Raw genomic sequence first — 17,405 nt, 5'->3', positions numbered from 1 at the left:
GGCCGGCGTTTGTCTTTTCTGGCGGGAGAATCTTCGTGGCTGGTTTGAATTTCATCGGCTCCGCGCCGTTGAGGAAATCCCTTGGATGTCCCCGCGACGTTGAACCGGGCCCGGCGGCCAGCGCGCGTGGGGATGTTGAATCCTCACAGCCATCAGGAGAATCACATGTCACGGCTCATGCCGGCATGGAGGCACGCGTGTCTGCTCGTCGCGGGCACGCTCGTCGTTACCGGCTGCGGAAGTGAAGGCGCGTCGTCCGGCTCGGCTGTCATCCGGAGTCAGCGGTCCGCCCTTCAGCAGGGCGCGGACCTGGTCATCACCGAGCTGCGAGCGCCCGACGCCGCCCGCCCCGGAGAGGCCTTCACCGTCACCGCGAAGGTCTGCAACAGGGGGACGGTCTCCTCGCCCCCGGCGGAGGCGGCGATCGTCATCTCCACGCAGGCCACCCTGGACGCGCCAACCTCCGGCCCCATCCCGCCAACGCAGGCGCGCGTGGGACAGGCGCTGGTGCCATCGCTCGACGCGGGCCGCTGCGTGCTCGTCCGCACGCAGGCGTCCGCGCAGCGGCCTCCCGACGCCTTCGCGCCCGGACAGCCGCTGTACGTGGGCGCCATCGTGGACCCCTCCGCGTCCATCCCGGAGCTGCGCGAGGACAACAACACGCACGTCGCGGGACGGATGGGCGTGGGTGACGGCCCCGACCTGGTGGTCACCGAGGTGACGGGGCCCACCAGCTTCCAGCAGGGGTTCACGAGCCCCCTGTCCGTGACGGTGTGCAACGTGGGCACGGAGCGGGCTCCAGAGGTGCGCGGGGACGTGCTCCTGTCCACCCGGCCCTCGGTGACGCCTCCTCCGCAGATGCCGGACGTGGTGACCGAGGTCCCCGTCATCCACTTCGACGCGGCGGGGCTGGACGCCGGTCGGTGCGTCACGCTGTCCAAGGAGGGCTCCGCGATCGCGCCCACCTCCTGGCAGCCGAACACGCCGCTGTACCTGGGCGCGCGCGTGGAGGAGCCGCGGTTCGTTCCTGAGCTGCGGACGGACAACAACACCTTCGTAATGGGACTGGTGGGCCTGGGCAACGGCCCGGACCTGGTGGTCCGGTCGCTGAAGGCGGCGGCCAACGTCGCACCGGGGATGCACTTCCCCGTCGAGGCGACGGTCTGCAACGTGGGAACGGCGGACCTGGGCGGCTCCGCCCGGCTGCAGCTGGCGCTGTCCTCGGAGAGCGCGGTGGTCTTCCCGGCGCTCCCCGAGCCGTTCGACTCTCGGACCCAGGTCCCCGTGGGGAGCGCGAACGTGTCGGTCCTGTCCGCCGGCCAGTGCAAGACGCTGACGGTGGACGCCATCGCCTCCCGGCCCCAGGAGGCAGGGCCGTACCAGGCCCTGACCCTGGGCGCGGTCATCGACGCGAACCGGACCGTGCCGGAGCTGCGTGAGGACAACAACGTCTTCACCCAAGGCCTGGTGGGCGTGGGCTTCGACGCGGACCTCGTCATCACGGACGTGAAGGCGCCCGCGAACCTGCGCGACGGTCAGTCCTTCACCGCGAGCTACACGGTCTGCAACGTGGGCCTCAGCCCCGCGTCCTCCACCGGCGTGGCGATGTACCTCTCCGTGGACGCGGCGCCGCCCGCGGTGGCCCCCTGGCAGTCCCAGGGTCCCCTCCCCGGGTACGCGTTCCTGGGACGGTCCTCCATCAACACGGACCTGACGCCGGGCCAGTGCACCACGCAGAGCGGGACGTTCCAGGCCCTGCGCCCCATGGAGCTGGGGCCCCTGCCCCTGTCCTCCACGCTGAACCTGAGCGCGGTGATGGACGGCCCGCCCGACGCGCGCACGGACAACAACGGCTTCGCCGTGGGTCCCGTGGGCGTGGGCTTCGGTCCAGACCTCGTCGTCACCGAGCTCCAGGGTCCCGCCAGCGCGCGGCCCTGGAACACCTTCACCAGCACCGTGAAGGTCTGCAACGTGGGCACGCAGCCGACGCCCGGGACCTCGCAGGTGGCCGTCTACCTGGGTACGGGCAACACCCTGCCGGCGCCCCTGGCGCAGAGCGGCTCGCCGCCGTCTCCCGACGGTACCGTGGCGCTCGTGGGCACGGTGAGCGTGCCATCCCTGGGTGAAGGGGCCTGCGTCACGCAGAGCCTCACCGGACGGGCGACACGTCCGGAGCAGGCCACGCCGCTGCAGCCGCTGTACCTGGGCGCCGTCGTCGACCCGGGGGTGGCCCAGCAGGAGCTGCGCGAGGACAACAACACGTTCGTCGCGGGCCTGATGGGCGTGGGTGAGGCGCCCGACCTGGTCGTCACGGGGCTGACGTTCCCTGACACCGTCGCGCCGATGGAGCCGTTCACCGCCACCGCGCGCCTCTGCAACGCGGGCACGGAAGGCTCGAGCATCGTCCCGATGATGTTCGTGGTGTCCACGGAGGCGAACTGGACGCGGCCTCCACCGGGTACGCCGTTCCCTTCGATGGACCAGCACATGGCGGGCATGACGAACGCTCCGTCGCTCCAGGCCGGCCAGTGCCAGGACGTGCCGGTGACGCTGCACGCGAACCGGCCGTGGAGTGCGCCCGTGGACGCGCCGTTGTACCTGAGCGCCGTCTTGGATCCGTTCCAGGACCAGCTGGACCTGCGCCGGGACAACAACGTGTCCCCGGGGCGGAGGCTGGGCGTGGGCACCGGGCCGGACCTGGTCATCACGTCGCTGACGGGCCCCGTGAGCGCGTTCGGTCCGCTCGACCTGGGCGTCACCGTCTGCAACCTGGGCGCCGAGGCCGCGCCTGGGACTCGGTTGACCCTGCACCTGCTGACGAAGCCCTCGCTGACGCTGCCGGCCCCGAACGTTCCCGTTCCGCTCGAGGAGCTGCTGGGCGAAGCCACCCTTCCGCCCGTGGCGGCGCACGCCTGCGTCACGCAGACGGTGAACGCGTTCATCTCCGGAGCCGGCATCGGGATGCCGGGCACGCAGACGTTCTTCCTGGGCGCCAGCGTGGACCGCGCCCAGGATCTGCCGGAGGTGCGCGAGGACAACAACACGTTCGTCGGTCCGCGCATCGGCGTGGGGTTCGCCGCGGACGTCGTCATCACCGCCATGGGCGGGCCGGATCAGGTCCAGCCGTGGGCGGCGATGCAGGTGCCCGTCACCGTCTGCAACCAGGGTACGATGCTCGCGCCGCCTCACTCGGTGGACCTGCTGCTCTCCACGGTGGCCACGCTGCCGGCGTCCGCCGTCCAGGGTGAGCCCGTCGAGTCTCCCACCCTGTCGCGGCTGGGCTCCGTGCAGGTGCCGCCGCTGGCTGTCGGTGAGTGCGTCTCGGTGGAGGGCTCCGTCAACGCCATCCCGCCACAGGCCGCACAGCCGGGCGCGGCCCTCTACCTGGGGGCCTCCGCGAGGCTTTACGACTCCGAGCTGCGCAAGGACAACAACGGCTTCGTGCGCGGCACCCTCACCGTGAGCAACACGCCGTAACCGCGCTTCACGGCACGTAGGACAAGTGGACGTCGGCCGGGGTCTTCACGAACCCGGCCGGCGTTTGCCTTTTCCAGGCCACGCATCCGACATGCTGGGTTTGAAGCGCATTGGCTTTTCGCATGTCAGGGCATCCATTTAGTGTCGTCATGGCGCCAGACCTGGCCCGGCGGCCGGCGTCTGGTTGATTGCACATTCCCCCAAGGAGAACACATGCAACGGCTCTCGCCGTCATGGAGACACACGTGTCTGCTCATCGCGGGCACGCTCGTCATCACCGGCTGCGGAAGTGAAGGCGCGTCGTCGAGCGTGAAACCCGCTCGCGATCAAAGCCATTCCCTGGACCACGAAGCGGACCTGGTCATCACCGAGCTTCTCGCCCCTGACAGCGTTCGCGACGGGCATGACTTCACCGCCACCGTGAAGGTCTGCAACCAGGGCACCGCGGCCGCGTACCCCCAGGGCAGCGGCACGTTCCTGCAGCTGTACCTGTCCACGACCCCCACCCAGCAGGTGCCCGACCCCAACGCTCCGCCCCCGACCCAGCAGGTCACCGTGGGCCAGAAGGACGTGGGGCCGCTGGAGCCCCACCAGTGCGTCACGCGCACCGTGACCGCCAACGCGCAGCTGCCCCCCGGGCAGCCCGGCACCGCCTTCTATCTGGGCGCCAGCATCGACACGGGGCAGTCCGTGACGGAGCTGGATGAGACGAACAACGGCTTCGTCCGCGGCCTGATGGGCGTGGGCCTGGGCCCGGACCTCGTGGTCTCCGAAGTGCACATGCCCGCGAGCGTCCGGCCGGGAACGCCCCTCCTCGCCGACGTGCGCGTCTGCAACGTGGGCACGGAGGAGTCGCCCTATTCCGAGGCGGAGCTCTACATCTCCACGCTGGACACCCTGAGCCTTCCCACGCCAGGCGCGCCGGTGGATGTCCAGGCGCCGATGGGCATCGTCCCCGTGCCGCCGCTGGAGGCGGGCCGCTGCTTCACGGTCCGGACGCAGGCGTTCCCGCAGAGTCCCCCGGCGGCCACCCAGCCCGGGCAGCCGCTGTACGTGGGCGCCATCATCGACCCGCGGCAGCAGCACCCCGAACTGCGCGAGGACAACAACACGCGCGTCGCGGGCCGGCTGAGCGTGGGCGACAAGGCCGACCTGGTGGTCACCGACATGACGGGGCCCACGAACATCGGCCCGGGGAGCTCGTTCTCCGGCTCCGTGACGGTGTGCAACGTGGGCACGGACCGGGCCATGGATGTACGCGCGGACGTGCTGCTGTCCACGGAGGCCTCGCTGCCTGCTTCGCCGCAGCCCGGCTCCCAGACGGAGTCCCTCGTCGGACAGGCGCAGGCGCCGGGATTGGATGCCGGGCGGTGCGTCACGCTGCCGGTGTTCGGCGTCACGTTCCCACCCCCAGCCTTCCAGTACGGCGTGCCGCTGTACCTGGGAGCGCGTGTGGACGGGATGCAGTCCGTCCCGGAGCTGCGTGACGACAACAACACCTTCACGAAGGGCGCCGTGCGCAAGGGCTATGACCCCGACCTGGTGGTGCGGTCGCTGAAGGGCCCCGCCAACCTCCCGTATTCCTATTCGTTCCCCGTCGAGGCGCAGGTCTGCAACGTGGGCATGGGCAACCTGTATGGCTACGCCCACCTGGAGCTCTTCCTCTCCACGGAAGCCGCGGTGACGCTCCTGCAGCCGTCCGGGCCCTACCTCACGCCAACGCAGGCCCCGGTGGGCGGGACGGACGTGTCCTTCCTCCCCGCCGGCCAGTGCCAGACGGTTCAGGTGAACGCCTACCGCAACCTGCCCATGGAGGCGCAGCCGGGTCAGCCCCTGTACCTGGGCGCGGGCATCGACACGGTCCAGAACATCCAGGAGATGAACGAGGACAACAACACGTTCATCCAGGGGCTGGTGGGCACGGGACCGGACGCGGACGTGGTGATCACCGACGTGCGCGCCCCCGCGGACCTCCTTGACGGCCAGCCCTTCAGCGCGACCTATACGGTCTGCAACCAGGGCACGGATCCCGTGTATAGCTACGGGGTCTCGCTGTTCCTCTCCACGGAGACCGCGCCGCCCGTGTCGCGGCCGTATCCGGCGCCCCCTGTGTTCGCGGAGCTCCCGCGGGCCTACGCCTTCCAGGGCCGCGCCCAGGCCAACGTGATACTGCCGGCCGGGCAGTGCATGACCCAGCGCTCCACGTTCCAGGCCTCGCGTCCGGTGGACTCGATGCTCTCGCCGTTCGAGCGGCCCCTGAACCTGAGCGCGGTCGTGGACATGCAGCAGTCCGAGCCGCGCGTGGACAACAACGGCTTCGCCGCGGGCATCGTCGGCGTGGGCAACGGGCCTGACCTCGTCATCACCGAGCTCCAGGGGCCCGCCAGCGTGCGGCCCGGGGAGTCCTTCACCAGCAAGGTCAAGGTCTGCAACGTGGGCACGGGCCCGCTGAGTGGCGGCTCGCGCGTGGCGGTCTACTTGAGCGTGTACGACACTCTGCTGGCGCCGGATCCGCTGGCGTTCCCGCCCATGCCGATGGGCGGCCAGACGTTCGTGGGTGACGCGTCCCTGCCGTCGCTGGGCGCGGGTGCCTGCACCACGCGGGAGGTCTCCGGATGGGCGGATGCGCCGCCCGACGCGGCTCCGTTCCGTCCGCTGTACCTGGGGGCCGTCGTCAACCGGGAGGCGATGCCGCAAGAGCTGCGGTGGGACAACAACACCCGCATGGCGGGCGCCATTGGCGTGGGCAACGGGCCGGACCTGGTGGTCACCGCGGTGGAGGCCCCCTCCACCGTCGCGCCCTGGGAGCCGTTCGCCGCCACCGTGCGCGTCTGCAACGTGGGCACCGACTCCGTGACCTCCACCGAGGTGGCGCTCGTCGTGTCCACGGAGGAGACCTGGAACCTGCCTCCGCCGGGCTCGCCGCCGCCGTCCCCCAACGATCCCAGCCGGTTCATGGCGGGGTACCTGAACGTCGCGCCGCTCGATGCCGGACAGTGCGTGAGCGCCATGGGGATGGTGTCCGTCGACCGGCCCTCGGGAGCGTCACCGGAGCAGCCCCTGTACCTGAGCGCCGTCGTGGATCCGTTCCAGGGCCGGACGGAGCTGCTCGAGGACAACAACGTCTTCGTGAAGGGGCGCCTGGGCGTGGGGTCGGGGGCCGACCTGATCATCACCGCGCTGACGGCGCCCGCCAGCATCCGGCACGGCCAGTCCTTCACCGCCACCGTCACCGTCTGCAACCAGGGCTCCCTGGCCTCGTGGGACAGCCTGCCGGTGACGCTGCAACTGCTGCCCCATCCCCAGCTGTCCCTGCCTCCGCAGGGCGGCGCGAACCAGGTGCCCCCCGATGAGTTCCTGGGCGAGCTCGTCATCCCCAATCTGGCCGGGCACACCTGCCTCACCCTGCCGGTGACCGGCAACTTCTACGGGTACACGAGCGCGGATCCGCTCACGTACTACGTGGGGGCCACCGTGGACCGGTACTGGATTGCCCCGGAGGTGCGCAAGGACAACAACACCTTCGTCGGGCCGCGCGTCGGCGTGGGGAACGCGCCGGACCTCGTCATCACCGCGATGGGCGGGCCGGAGAATCTCGAGCCTTATGGACAGGCCCAGGTCCCCGTCACCGTCTGCAACCAGGGCACGCAGCCCTCTTTCGGACAGACGGTGGAGTTCTTCCTCTCCACGTCGTCCACGCCGCCGGAGCTGACCTTCCCCGGTGGAGATCCGGCCTCCAGCGTGTCCCTGGCGGGAGCGGTGGAGATTCCGTCCCTCCCCGAGAACGCGTGCGTCACGCGCGAAGGCACCCTCAACGCCAATCCACCGGCGGATCCGGAAGCGCCCCTCTTCGTGGGGGCCTTCATTCGCGCAGGGTCTCCCAACGACGAACTGCGCACGGACAACAACGCCTTCGTGCGGGGCCGCATCGGCGTGGGGTACGGGCCGGACCTGGTCGTCACGGAAGTCACCGCGCCGTTCGCCGTGCGCAGGGGAGAGATGTTCTCCACCACCGTGACGGTCTGCAACCAGGGCACGCAGCCCTCGGGGTGGAACAGCCAGGTGAAGCTCCTCCTCTCCACCCAGCCCACCCTGGCGTTCCCGGACGAGATGCCGTCCTCCTCCACCCAGGTGACCCTGGGCGATGTGGACGTGGACTCTCTGTCCGTGGGGCAATGCACGACGCGCCAGCTCTTCATCACCGCGGACACGCTGCCCGGCTACCAGGGCTCCGGGCTGTTCTACCTGGGCGCGCTGGTGGACTCGCAGCGGTCGGTGACGGAGCTGCGCGAGGACAACAACGCCTTCGTCGAGAACTTCCTCGCGGTGCTGCCGTAGCGCTTCCACGCCGCACGTAGGACACGCGGGCGTCGGCCGGGGTCTTCACGAGCCCCGGGCGGCGCCCGCCGCCGTTTCGCGCAGGCCTCAGCGGGCGGTGCCGCTCCACTCGCGGTACCACGCCACCAACCGGGCCACGCCCGCGTCCACGGACACGCGCGGCCTGAAGCCCGTCTCCGCCTCCAGCCGCGAGGTGTCCGCCCACGTGGAGACCATCTCCGCGGGCGCCGAAGGCACGGACGTCACGCGGGCCTTCGTGCCCCAGTGCCGCTCCAGCAGGCCCACGAAGTCCCCCAGCGCCACCGGCTCGCCGTGGCCCACGTTGAGAAGCCGGTGCGGCGGGCTCCCCGAGGGAGGCCGGTCCAGCACGCGCAGCACGGCCTCCGCCACGTCGTCCACGAAGGTGAAGTCGCGCCGCATGCGCCCGTCGCCGTGCAGCCGCAGGGGCTCACCCTTCGCCAGCGCGCGCAGGAACAACAGCGGCGCCATGTCCGGACGTCCCCACGGCCCGTACACCGTGAAGAAGCGCAGGCCGCTCGTGGGCAGCCGGTGCAGGTGGCTGTACGCGTGCGCCATCAACTCGTTGGCGCGCTTGGTGGCGCCGTAGAGGTTGAGCGGTTGATCCACGGGCGCGTCCTCGCGGAACGGAGCGGGCGTGGACGCGCCGTACACGGAGCTGGAGGACGCGTAGACCAGGTGCTGGACGCGCGCCTCGCGGCAGGCCTCCAGCACGCGCACGAAGCCCGTCACGTTGGTGTCCGCGTACGCCGGAGCCTCCGCGTCCGGGGCCCGCACACCCACCCGCGCGGCCAGGTGCACCACGCCCTCCGGACGCGCGGCCGTGAACGCTTCACCCAGCCGGGCCGCATCGGTGATGTCCCCGGAGAGGAAGGTGAAGCCCTGCGCGCCGGACAGCCGCTGGAGGCGCGCGCGCCGCAGCGCCACGTCCCCAGGAGCCGCGTCCAGCGCGTCCAGGCCCACCACCGTGTCGCCCCGGGAGAGGAGCCGCTCGCAGACGTGGGCGCCGATGAAGCCCGCCGCGCCCGTCACCAGGACCCGCATGCCCCCCTCGTCACGCGCGAAGGAGGGACGACCACCGTCACGGCACCACCTGCACCGCGTCGATGACGGCCCGGCGCAGGAACGAGTTCCAGTCCGTCGCGGACTGGTAGGCGCTCACCACGGGCTGCGAGCGGAACGTGTCCGTCCAGAGCACCTGGCCGTTGGGATCCACCATGCCCAGGCGCAGCACCACGTCCACCCGGCCCAGCACCGTCGCGCCGGACACGTCCAGCCAGTCCAGGATGACCACCACCGCGGCCTCGGCCTTGTTCTGCTGGACGAAGGAGGACACCTCGTCCGTGAGCGGCACCGGGGCCTGGGACTGGCGCGTGGCCACGACCTCGAAGCCGCGCGAGAGGAGTTCCGCCTCCGTCTGGCGGGCCAGCACCGTGCGCGGGTTGCTCTCCCCGATGATGTCCTGGCGGAACGTGCCCGTGGGCAGCACGTCCACGCGCGAGCCCGCCACCACCACCACCTTGCGGATGCTCCCCTCCGGGCGCACCTGCCGTGCGGCGCAGGCCGGAAGGACGAGGGACACGAGCAGCAGCGGGAGGAGTCGTGCGGGGCGCATGCCGTCACGCTAGGCCACAAGCGGCGGGGCCTCCACCCCGACCGCACCCGCCTACCCCTCAATCGAACAGCCCCTGCAGGTAGAAGTCCCCGTCCCGCCCGTCCCGGTACACCCAGGCGGGCCCCAGCCCCTCGAAGTGCACGCGGTAGTAGTCCCTCTGGTACGGGGTGTCCGTCCACCATTCGCCACCCAGTCGCTCCGGCCCCGCCATCGCCGTCACCCGGTGCCGCCGCCCCGCGATCCGCGCCGCCAGCATCTCCCCGGACGCCGTCACCTCCGCGTCCAGCCGGGCCGGCTGGGCCAGCAGCCGCGACGGCCGCTCCCGGGCGGCCCCCGCCTCGCGCCAGACGGTGATGGGCGCGGCAGACTCCGGCGCCGGAGCCAGTGGGCCCGACGGGGACAGCAGGCCGCGCCGCGCCTCTGGAGGATGGAAGGCCCGGGGCGTATGCGCGGACTCCGGCCGGTGCACCGCCTCCAGGGACGCGGCGAACAGCGCCCCCTCGCCCAGCGTCGTCGCCAGCCGCGACAGCACGCCCTCCAGGGCCGCGTCCCCCTCCGGCGCGTCCCCCAGCGCCAGTTGCTGGCCCAGGTCCTCGTCGTGCGCATCCACCCGCACGGAGACCTCCGCCACCGGCCGCTCCAGCCGCAATTCCCCCAGCCGGTGCCGAGCCAGGTCCAACAGCAGCTTCGCTTGCGCCGTGGGCCGCGCCAGCAGGAGCGGCACCTGGGCCTCGCCGGTGGGGTCCAGGCGCAGCACGAAGGTGAGCCGCACCGCCGCCCGCTGCCGCCCGGACAGCCGCGCGCCCAGCCTGTCGAGCAGCGTCTTGAGCGCGAACTGCACGGGTTCGAAGGTGTCCGCGGGCGCGTCCAACACCACCCGATCCTCCAGCGCCTCCTCCAACGGATCCGGCGTGAAGGGCGTGTCGTCCACGCCCCGGCACCGCGCATGGACCCGGGCCGCACCGGCGCCTCCTCGCGCCGTCACCGCCCCGGCCGGCAGCGCCGCCACCTCTCCCAACGTGGACAGCCCCAGGACGGTGAAGGCCTTCGCCGCCGAGTCCTCCAGCGCGCCCAGCGGAAGGGGCGCCAGAGCTCGCGCGCCCTGCCCCTCCGGCACCACCGACACCCGCTGGGAGCCATACCGCGCCAGCACTCGCGAGGTGAACGCCTCCGACGCCACCGTCACGTGCGCCCGGTAGCCCTGCTCGCCGCAGACCTCCAGCACGCGCGCGCCCAACTCCCTTTCGCCGCCCACCAGGTGCGCCGCGCTCGCGTCGAACCACAGCCCGTCCGGTGCGTCGCGCTGGAAGCCAGGACACAGGCCGAGCAGCGACTCTCCCAGCGCGGCCAGCGCCTGGGCCTCGTCCTTCAACCGGTACGGGAAGTGCCGCAGCTCGGGCTCCAACGCGGTGGCCGCCGTCAGCGTCATCCCCGTCCGCACGCCGGCCTTCAGCGCGCGCGTGGAGGCGAACACCACCCGGCGCTGGCCGCGCACCTCCTCCACCAGCACCAGCGGCTGGCCCGCGAGCGCGGGCGACTCAATGACCTTGCGCTGCACTGGGAAGCGCGTGACGTGCAGGTAGCCCCTCCGCATGGCCCACCCTCTCTCTTGTCAGCGGCCGGCCGGGGACAGCGCGCTCCCCAGCGAAGGCATGGGCGCGTCCCGGCCGGGGCGCTGACCCAGGATGCCCATGCCGTTGCGCACGCGGTCGGCGGGGTCCCGGTAGAAGTCCGGCCCCGCGTCCCCTGACGCCTCCACGTCCGCGTCCAGCAGCCGCGCCCCGGCATCCAGCCCCACCTCCGGGTAGAGCTCCCGCCAGGGGCTCACGACGCGCGTCCCCACGCCTCCGCCCCGGCTGCGCTCCAACTCCACGGACCAGCCCTGGACGCCCCGGGCCTCCAGCCGCAGCCGCGCGAGCCCGTCCGCGGGCGCCTCCGGCGACGTCAGCAGCAACACCAGCGTCCCGCCTCGCGCCGCCGCGTCCGCGAGCTTGCGCGCCTCCGTCAGGGCCAACCGCTCCGGACGGCCCGGAGCGCCCACGCCGAGCGTCAGATCCACCACCACCGCCGTGAAGGCACCACTGCGCGCCAGCTGCACGGCGGCCCACACCCGCTGCGCGAAGGCCTGGGGCCGCACGACGAGCAGCCGCTCCAGGTCCACGCCCAGCGCCGCCGCCGCGGGGGGATAGAGCTCCTTCGGACCATCCACCCACGCGCACAAGCGCAGCTCCCGGTGCGCGGCCGCCACCGCACGCAGCGCCAGGCTGGTGCGCCCCGACGCCGCCTCGCCGCACAGCTCCACGGAGTGCCCCAGCGGCAGGCCCCCTTGAGGCAGCAGCGCGTCCACCGCGTCCACGCCCGTGCGCAGCACCGACAGCGCGCGACGGGGCGCCGCCTGCAACTGGCGGATCCGTTCGCGCAGCTCCTCCACCACCGCCAACCCCGACCGTCCGACCGCCGCGCCCATGTGGACTCCTCGCCTCGCGCACCGCGCGCGCATGGGGCCAGTATCCGAAGCCCTCTGACACCCAAGCAGGCTGCTTTCCGAGTGCATCGGACCTGTCGCGTCGGGTGCTCCGCTCGACGGAAGGAGGCGGATCCGCGCGCATTCTTTTTTTGGCACCGGACATGACAGGTCACCTGCGGACCCACGAAAAAGGGCCCCGCGTCCTTCGCGGGGCCCTTCGGGTGATGCGCGGCGGATCAGCTCCGGGCTACCCGGCGCACAGCACCTTCACCTCCACCTTCGTGTCGCCCACGCGCCGCAGGCACGGGCCCAGGAAGAAGATGCGCGCGGAGCGGTCGCCGCTGGGGGGCTCGTAGCGGAAGTCGCCGTTGCCCGCCGTGCACGTCTGCACGGATCCATCCGCGCGCGTGACGTTCACCACCGCGAGCCGCGGATCCGGCAGGTTCACCACGGCCACGCTCTGCGCCACCGTGGCCAGATCCGCGATGTCCAGCAGCGTCTGCTGGTAGCTCGTCTTGCAGATGGAATCCAGGTTCGCCCGGGTCACGTCGAACGCCTTCGCCATGTCGCTCTGCCGGTAGCCGGGCCCGTAGGACGTCGGGCAGTCGACGTTGCGCACGTAGGTGGTGCCGCTCGTCGTGTCCACGATCAGCTCCGCGCGCTTGTCCGTCACCGCCACCGGCCCGATGGTCGCCCACAGCACCTCGCGCGACGCGCCCCGGCTGTCACGCAGGCTCTGGAAGGCCTGGTAGTACTCCGACACCGGCGTCAGCTTGTCCCCCTGCTCCGTGCACGAGTCCACGGCCCGGTCCTCGCCCAGCGCCACCGGGGGCGGCCGCTGGGTGGAGCTGCAGTCCTCCTCGTCGGACACCACCACCACCAGCAGGCGGGCGTCGTCCCGCAGGAAGCCCCCGTTGCCCCCTTCCGCCAGGGGCTGGGTGGCCAGGGGCGAGGCGACCGCCAGCCGCACCGCCTCGAAGGGCGCCTCCTGACCGCTGCCGGAGGTGCCCTGGTCCACCAGCCGCTGGAACTTGGGCAGCAGCAACGGATCCGAACCCTCGATGAAGCGCTCGGCGGTGGGCTGGTTCGACTCGTCCCTCACCGGCCTCAGCCGGCCCTCCTGATCCGGGAAGGAGCGGATGACGTCCGCTCCGTCCGCGAAGCGCTGGCGCTGGTACACGGAGGTGGTGATGACCCCCACGCGGAAGTCCTGGGACACACCGTTGCCCTCCTTCAGCGCGGCCAGGAAGGCAGGCAGTTCCGTCGCGATGCCCTGCTGCTCCTCGCTCATGGATCCGGAGTTGTCGATGACGAAGAGGATGTCCGTCTTCTGGGGAGCCACCAATGGAGGGCTCGCCTCGCAGGCGTCCGGGACCGTGGAGCCGTCATCATCCACGGGGGAGTGGCATCCGAGCGCCAGGAGCGCGGACAGCGACATCAGGTGGGCGCAGGTGTGGAGCTTCACATCGTCCTCCAGTGCGGGGACGCGCGCTCGCGCACCGCAGCAGGCGTGAGAGGGGGCAAGCATGCCCCACCCCTTCACCGGACGCGAGACTTCTGGGCCGTTACATAGAGGAGAGTCGTACAGCCGACGAGGCACGGAAATAACGCACATCGCGTTTGCCATGTCCCTTTTGGTTGTTACGTTGGTTCATCCGCCGCAGAAAACAACCGGATGGTTCACCGGCCCGGCCGCTTGCTGACCGGGTTCAAGCAAGGAAGAGGCCGAACTCCTATGTCTGACGAGAAGAAGAAGGGCACCGCGGCCAGCGCCATGCCCACCGCGATGGCCCCTCCGGGGCTCATCAACAAGGAAGACATTCCGCAGGTGCTGCCCATCCTGCCGCTCCGCAACAGTGTCTTCTTCCCCGGCGGTGTGCTGCCCCTGGCCGTCGGCCGCCAGAAGACGATTGCGCTGATCAAGGACGCCGTCCGTGACGACCAGGTCATCGGCGTCGTGACGCAGCGCCGCGCCGAGGAAGAGGATCCGGGCGCGTCCGACCTGTACACGATGGGCACCGTCGCCCGCATCGTGAAGCTCCTGAAGATGGGCGAGGACAACTACTCGCTCGTGGTGCAGGGCCTCGCGCGCTTCCGCGTGATGGAGCTGGTCCAGGAAGCCCCCTACCTCAAGGCCCGCGTCGACGCGGTCGAGGACAAGACCTCCTCCGAGAACGTCGAGGTCGAGGCCCTGGGCATCAACCTGAAGAAGCTGGCGCGCGAGGTCATCGAGCTGATGCCCGAGCTGCCGGCCGCCGCCACGGAGCTGGTGGAGAGCATCACGCACCCGGGCCACCTGGCGGACCTCATCGCCGCCAACGTGGACGTGCCCATCGAGGAGAAGCAGGCCGTGCTGGAGACGGTCGACCTCAAGGCGCGCATGAAGCTCGTCCTGGAGCTGCTCAACCGCAAGCGCGAGATCCTCAAGCTCTCCAACAAGATCGACTCCGCCGTGAAGGGCGAGATGTCGAAGACCCAGCGCGAGTACTACCTGCGCCAGCAGCTCAAGGCGATCAAGGAAGAGCTCGGCGAGATGGGCGAAGAGGAAGAGGAGCTGGACGAGCTCCAGGAGCGCCTGAAGAAGGCCGCCCTGCCCCCCGAGGTGGAGAAGGTCGCCCAGAAGGAGCTCAACCGCCTGAAGACGATCCCGGCGGCCTCCAGCGAGTACACCGTCGCGCGCACCTACCTGGACTGGATCGCGGACCTGCCGTGGTCGAAGATCAGCGAGGACAACCTCGACATCGAGAACGCGCGCCAGCAGCTGGACAAGGATCACTTCGGCATCAAGAAGGTGAAGAAGCGCATCCTGGAGTACCTGGCCGTCCGCAAGCTGAAGAACGACATGCGCGGGCCCATCCTGTGCCTCGTCGGTCCCCCGGGCGTCGGCAAGACGTCGCTGGGCCAGAGCGTGGCCAAGGCCACGGGCCGCAAGTTCGTGCGCCTCAGCTTGGGCGGCGTGCGTGACGAGGCCGAAATCCGTGGCCACCGCCGCACGTACGTGGGCGCGCTGCCGGGCCGCTTCATCCAGAGCATGAAGAAGGCCGGGACGAAGAACCCGGTCATGATGCTGGACGAAATCGACAAGCTGGGCGCGGACTTCCGCGGCGACCCGAGCGCGGCGCTGCTGGAGGTGCTGGACCCGGAGCAGAACAGCACGTTCAGCGACCACTACCTGGACGTGGCGTTCGACCTGTCGAAGGTCATGTTCGTCGCCACGGCGAACCAGCTGGATCCCATCCCCGGGCCGCTCCGCGACCGCATGGAGATCATCGAGCTGACGGGCTACACGTTCGAGGAGAAGCAGGCCATCGCCCGCATCCACCTCGTGCCGAAGCAGCTCAAGGAGCACGGCCTCAACGGGGATCACATCGAGGTGCAGGACGAGGCGCTGCTCATCCTGACCACGTCGTACACCCGCGAGGCGGGCGTGCGTAACCTGGAGCGCCGCATCGCGGACATCTGCCGCGCGGTGGCGGTGGAAGTGGCCGGCGGCAAGCTGGAGAAGCAGACCATCGGCGCGGAGCGCGTGAAGGAGATCCTCGGGCCCGAGATGTTCTACTCGGAGGTCGCGGAGCGCACGGAGGTTCCCGGTGTGGCGACGGGCCTCGCGTGGACCGCGGCGGGCGGCGATCTGCTCTTCATCGAAGCGACCAAGATGGCGGGCAAGGGCGGAATGACGCTCACCGGCCAGCTGGGCGACGTGATGAAGGAGTCCGCCACGGCGGCCCTGAGCTACCTGCGCAGCAAGGCGGAGGCGCTGGGCATCCCGTCCAACTTCCTGGAGAAGACGGACCTGCACCTGCACTTCCCCGCGGGCTCCATCCCCAAGGATGGTCCTTCGGCCGGCGTCACCATCCTGACCGCGCTCACCAGCCTGCTGACGGGCATCCGGGTGCGGCACGACACGGCGATGACGGGCGAGGCCACGCTGCGTGGCCTGGTGCTGCCGGTGGGCGGCATCAAGGAGAAGGTCCTGGCGGCGCACCGCGCGGGCATCAAGCGCGTCATCCTGCCGGAGCGTTGCCGCAAGGACCTGATCGACGTGCCGGATCAGGCGAAGAACGAGCTGGAGTTCATCTTCGCCACGAAGATGGACGAGGTCCTCAACGCCGCGCTGGAGACGTCTCCGTTCAAGGAGGGCGCCGCGATCGCCGCGCCCACCACGGACACGCCCCCGGCGGAAGTCCGGGCGTAAGGCTCCTGACGTGAAGCAGTGACGCGGGCAGGTTCCCCTCACCGGGGACCTGCCCGTCGTCTTTGCGGGGCCGCCCTGCCCTGCTTCGCTTCAATGCGGGTGCAGGATGAGCGGCAGCGTGGCGGGCCCGCGCACCACCAGCGTCCTGTGCCACGTCATGGGCTCCGGGGCGGCCTGCAGGTGGCGGAAGGCGTCCAGCAGGGCCTCCAGCGCGAGGCGGCCCTCCATGCGCGCCAGCTGCGCGCCCAGGCAGAAGTGGACGCCGTGGCCGAAGGGCAGGTTCTGCGGACCGGGGCGGGACAGGTTGAAGCGGTCGCCGTCCGGGAAGTGCGCCTCGTCATGCGCGGCGGAGCCCAGGAGTACGAGCACCGGGGCGCCCTTGGGCAAGCTCACCCCACCCAGCTCCACCGCCTCCGTGGTGAGGCGCGGCGCGGCCTGGGCGGGCGGTTCGTAGCGCAGCACCTCGTCGATGAAGGCGGGGATGCGCGAGCGGTCCGAGCGCAGCTGGGCCCAGATCTCCGGGTGCTCCCTCAGCACGACGAGCGACGCGCCCAGCAGGTGCACCACCGTCTCGATGCCGCCCACCAGCAGGAGCGCCATGAAGGCGATGAGCTCGTCCTTCGACAGGGCCTCGCCGTCCACGCGGGCCTGTTGCAGCTCGCTGACCAGGTCCGTGCCGGGCTCGCGGGCGCGGGCGTCCAGCACCTCGCCGAAGTACTGGCGCAGCTCCGCCACCGCGTCGCGGGCCTTCTGCTTGCGGTCCTCTTCGTCTGGCCGGACGGTGGTGACGCCGCCGGTGATCAGATCCGCCCACTGCTTCAGTCGCGTGGCGCGCGCGGGGTCCAGGCCCAGCAGCTCGCTGATGACGGCGGCAGGGATCCGCAGCGCGTACGGCGGCATCAGGTCCACCGGCACGCCGCGAGGCAGCTCCGCCACCGCCTGCCGGCAGATGTCGCGGACACGGGGCTCCAGCCGGGCCATGGCCGCCGAGCCGAACGCCTTCTGCATCAGCACCCGCAGCCGGCCGTGCTGGGGCGGATCCATGGTGAGCATGGACTCGGAGAAGGGATTGCCGCCCAGCCATGGCGGGTTGGTGGCCACGCGGAAGCCCTGCGAGGAGAAGCGCTGGGGATCCTTGAGGACGCGCAGCACGTCTTCATGGCGCGACACGGCCCACATGCCACCGGGCTCCACCTGACACACGGGGGCCTCGCGGCGCATGCGGGCGTAGGTGGGATAGGGGTTGGCCTTCACTTCCGGCGACAAGAGGTTGAAGCGCTCACTCATGCTGGGCA

Annotated in this window: 9 protein-coding genes; 3 read left to right on the top strand and 6 right to left on the bottom strand. The window is 70.9% G+C overall.

Annotated elements, in window-relative coordinates; all coding sequences use genetic code 11:
• The first annotated feature begins 165 nt into the window (after positions 1-165).
• Both GTZ93_RS27680 and GTZ93_RS27675 read left to right on the top strand, forming a co-directional pair.
• Positions 166-3,477: a CARDB domain-containing protein gene (locus GTZ93_RS27680; RefSeq protein WP_161663104.1), complete on the top strand. Its 3,312-nt coding sequence runs from the start codon at positions 166-168 to the stop codon at positions 3,475-3,477.
• A gap of 213 nt (positions 3,478-3,690) precedes the next feature.
• Entirely contained in the window at positions 3,691-7,815 is a 4,125-nt protein-coding gene (locus GTZ93_RS27675) for a CARDB domain-containing protein (protein ID WP_161663103.1), read from the top strand.
• 87 nt (positions 7,816-7,902) lie between these two features.
• On the opposite strand, the gene GTZ93_RS27670 is transcribed toward GTZ93_RS27675, so the two are convergent.
• The 5 genes from GTZ93_RS27670 to GTZ93_RS27650 all read right to left on the bottom strand — a co-directional run bounded on the left by GTZ93_RS27670 (position 7,903) and on the right by GTZ93_RS27650 (position 13,380).
• The gene (locus GTZ93_RS27670) at positions 7,903-8,877 is read right to left on the bottom strand and encodes an NAD-dependent epimerase/dehydratase family protein (RefSeq protein ID WP_139915346.1); all 975 of its coding nucleotides are present in this window, start codon (positions 8,875-8,877) and stop codon (positions 7,903-7,905) included.
• 37 nt (positions 8,878-8,914) lie between these two features.
• A complete protein-coding gene (locus GTZ93_RS27665; RefSeq protein WP_121755325.1) occupies positions 8,915-9,448 on the bottom strand; it encodes a hypothetical protein in 534 nt (177 codons plus the stop codon).
• Positions 9,449-9,506: 58 nt separating this feature from the next.
• Positions 9,507-11,042, bottom strand: a complete 1,536-nt coding sequence (locus tag GTZ93_RS27660; protein ID WP_139915345.1) for a Y-family DNA polymerase — start codon at positions 11,040-11,042, stop codon at positions 9,507-9,509.
• An 18-nt stretch (positions 11,043-11,060) separates the two neighbouring features.
• Positions 11,061-11,915: an ImuA family protein gene (locus GTZ93_RS27655; protein ID WP_139915344.1), complete on the bottom strand. Its 855-nt coding sequence runs from the start codon at positions 11,913-11,915 to the stop codon at positions 11,061-11,063.
• A 247-nt stretch (positions 11,916-12,162) separates the two neighbouring features.
• Positions 12,163-13,380: a vWA domain-containing protein gene (locus GTZ93_RS27650; protein WP_139915348.1), complete on the bottom strand. Its 1,218-nt coding sequence runs from the start codon at positions 13,378-13,380 to the stop codon at positions 12,163-12,165.
• A 270-nt stretch (positions 13,381-13,650) separates the two neighbouring features.
• Here GTZ93_RS27650 and lon point away from each other — a divergent pair, with 270 nt between their 5' ends.
• Complete coding sequence (gene lon / locus GTZ93_RS27645; RefSeq protein WP_120593868.1) at positions 13,651-16,110, top strand: endopeptidase La; 2,460 nt, start codon at positions 13,651-13,653, stop codon at positions 16,108-16,110.
• Between the two features lie 90 nt (positions 16,111-16,200).
• On the opposite strand, the gene GTZ93_RS27640 is transcribed toward lon, so the two are convergent.
• Complete coding sequence (locus tag GTZ93_RS27640; RefSeq protein ID WP_139915343.1) at positions 16,201-17,397, bottom strand: cytochrome P450; 1,197 nt, start codon at positions 17,395-17,397, stop codon at positions 16,201-16,203.
• Between the last annotated feature and the right edge of the window lie 8 nt (positions 17,398-17,405).

The sequence above is a fragment of the Corallococcus exiguus genome (genome assembly GCF_009909105.1).
Classification (GTDB): Bacteria; Myxococcota; Myxococcia; order Myxococcales; family Myxococcaceae; genus Corallococcus; species Corallococcus exiguus.
This window is presented reverse-complemented; position numbering and strand designations above follow the sequence as displayed.

Excerpts from the sequence above, each read along its gene's own strand:
- GTZ93_RS27680 (WP_161663104.1), top strand. The coding sequence starts at position 166 with ATGTCACGGCTCATGCCGGCATGGAGGCACGCGTGTCTGCTCGTCGCG.
- GTZ93_RS27675 (WP_161663103.1), top strand. The coding sequence starts at position 3,691 with ATGCAACGGCTCTCGCCGTCATGGAGACACACGTGTCTGCTCATCGCG.
- GTZ93_RS27670 (WP_139915346.1), bottom strand. The coding sequence starts at position 8,877 with ATGCGGGTCCTGGTGACGGGCGCGGCGGGCTTCATCGGCGCCCACGTC.
- GTZ93_RS27665 (WP_121755325.1), bottom strand. The coding sequence starts at position 9,448 with ATGCGCCCCGCACGACTCCTCCCGCTGCTGCTCGTGTCCCTCGTCCTT.
- GTZ93_RS27660 (WP_139915345.1), bottom strand. The coding sequence starts at position 11,042 with ATGCGGAGGGGCTACCTGCACGTCACGCGCTTCCCAGTGCAGCGCAAG.
- GTZ93_RS27655 (WP_139915344.1), bottom strand. The coding sequence starts at position 11,915 with ATGGGCGCGGCGGTCGGACGGTCGGGGTTGGCGGTGGTGGAGGAGCTG.
- lon (WP_120593868.1), top strand. The coding sequence starts at position 13,651 with ATGTCTGACGAGAAGAAGAAGGGCACCGCGGCCAGCGCCATGCCCACC.
- GTZ93_RS27640 (WP_139915343.1), bottom strand. The coding sequence starts at position 17,397 with ATGAGTGAGCGCTTCAACCTCTTGTCGCCGGAAGTGAAGGCCAACCCC.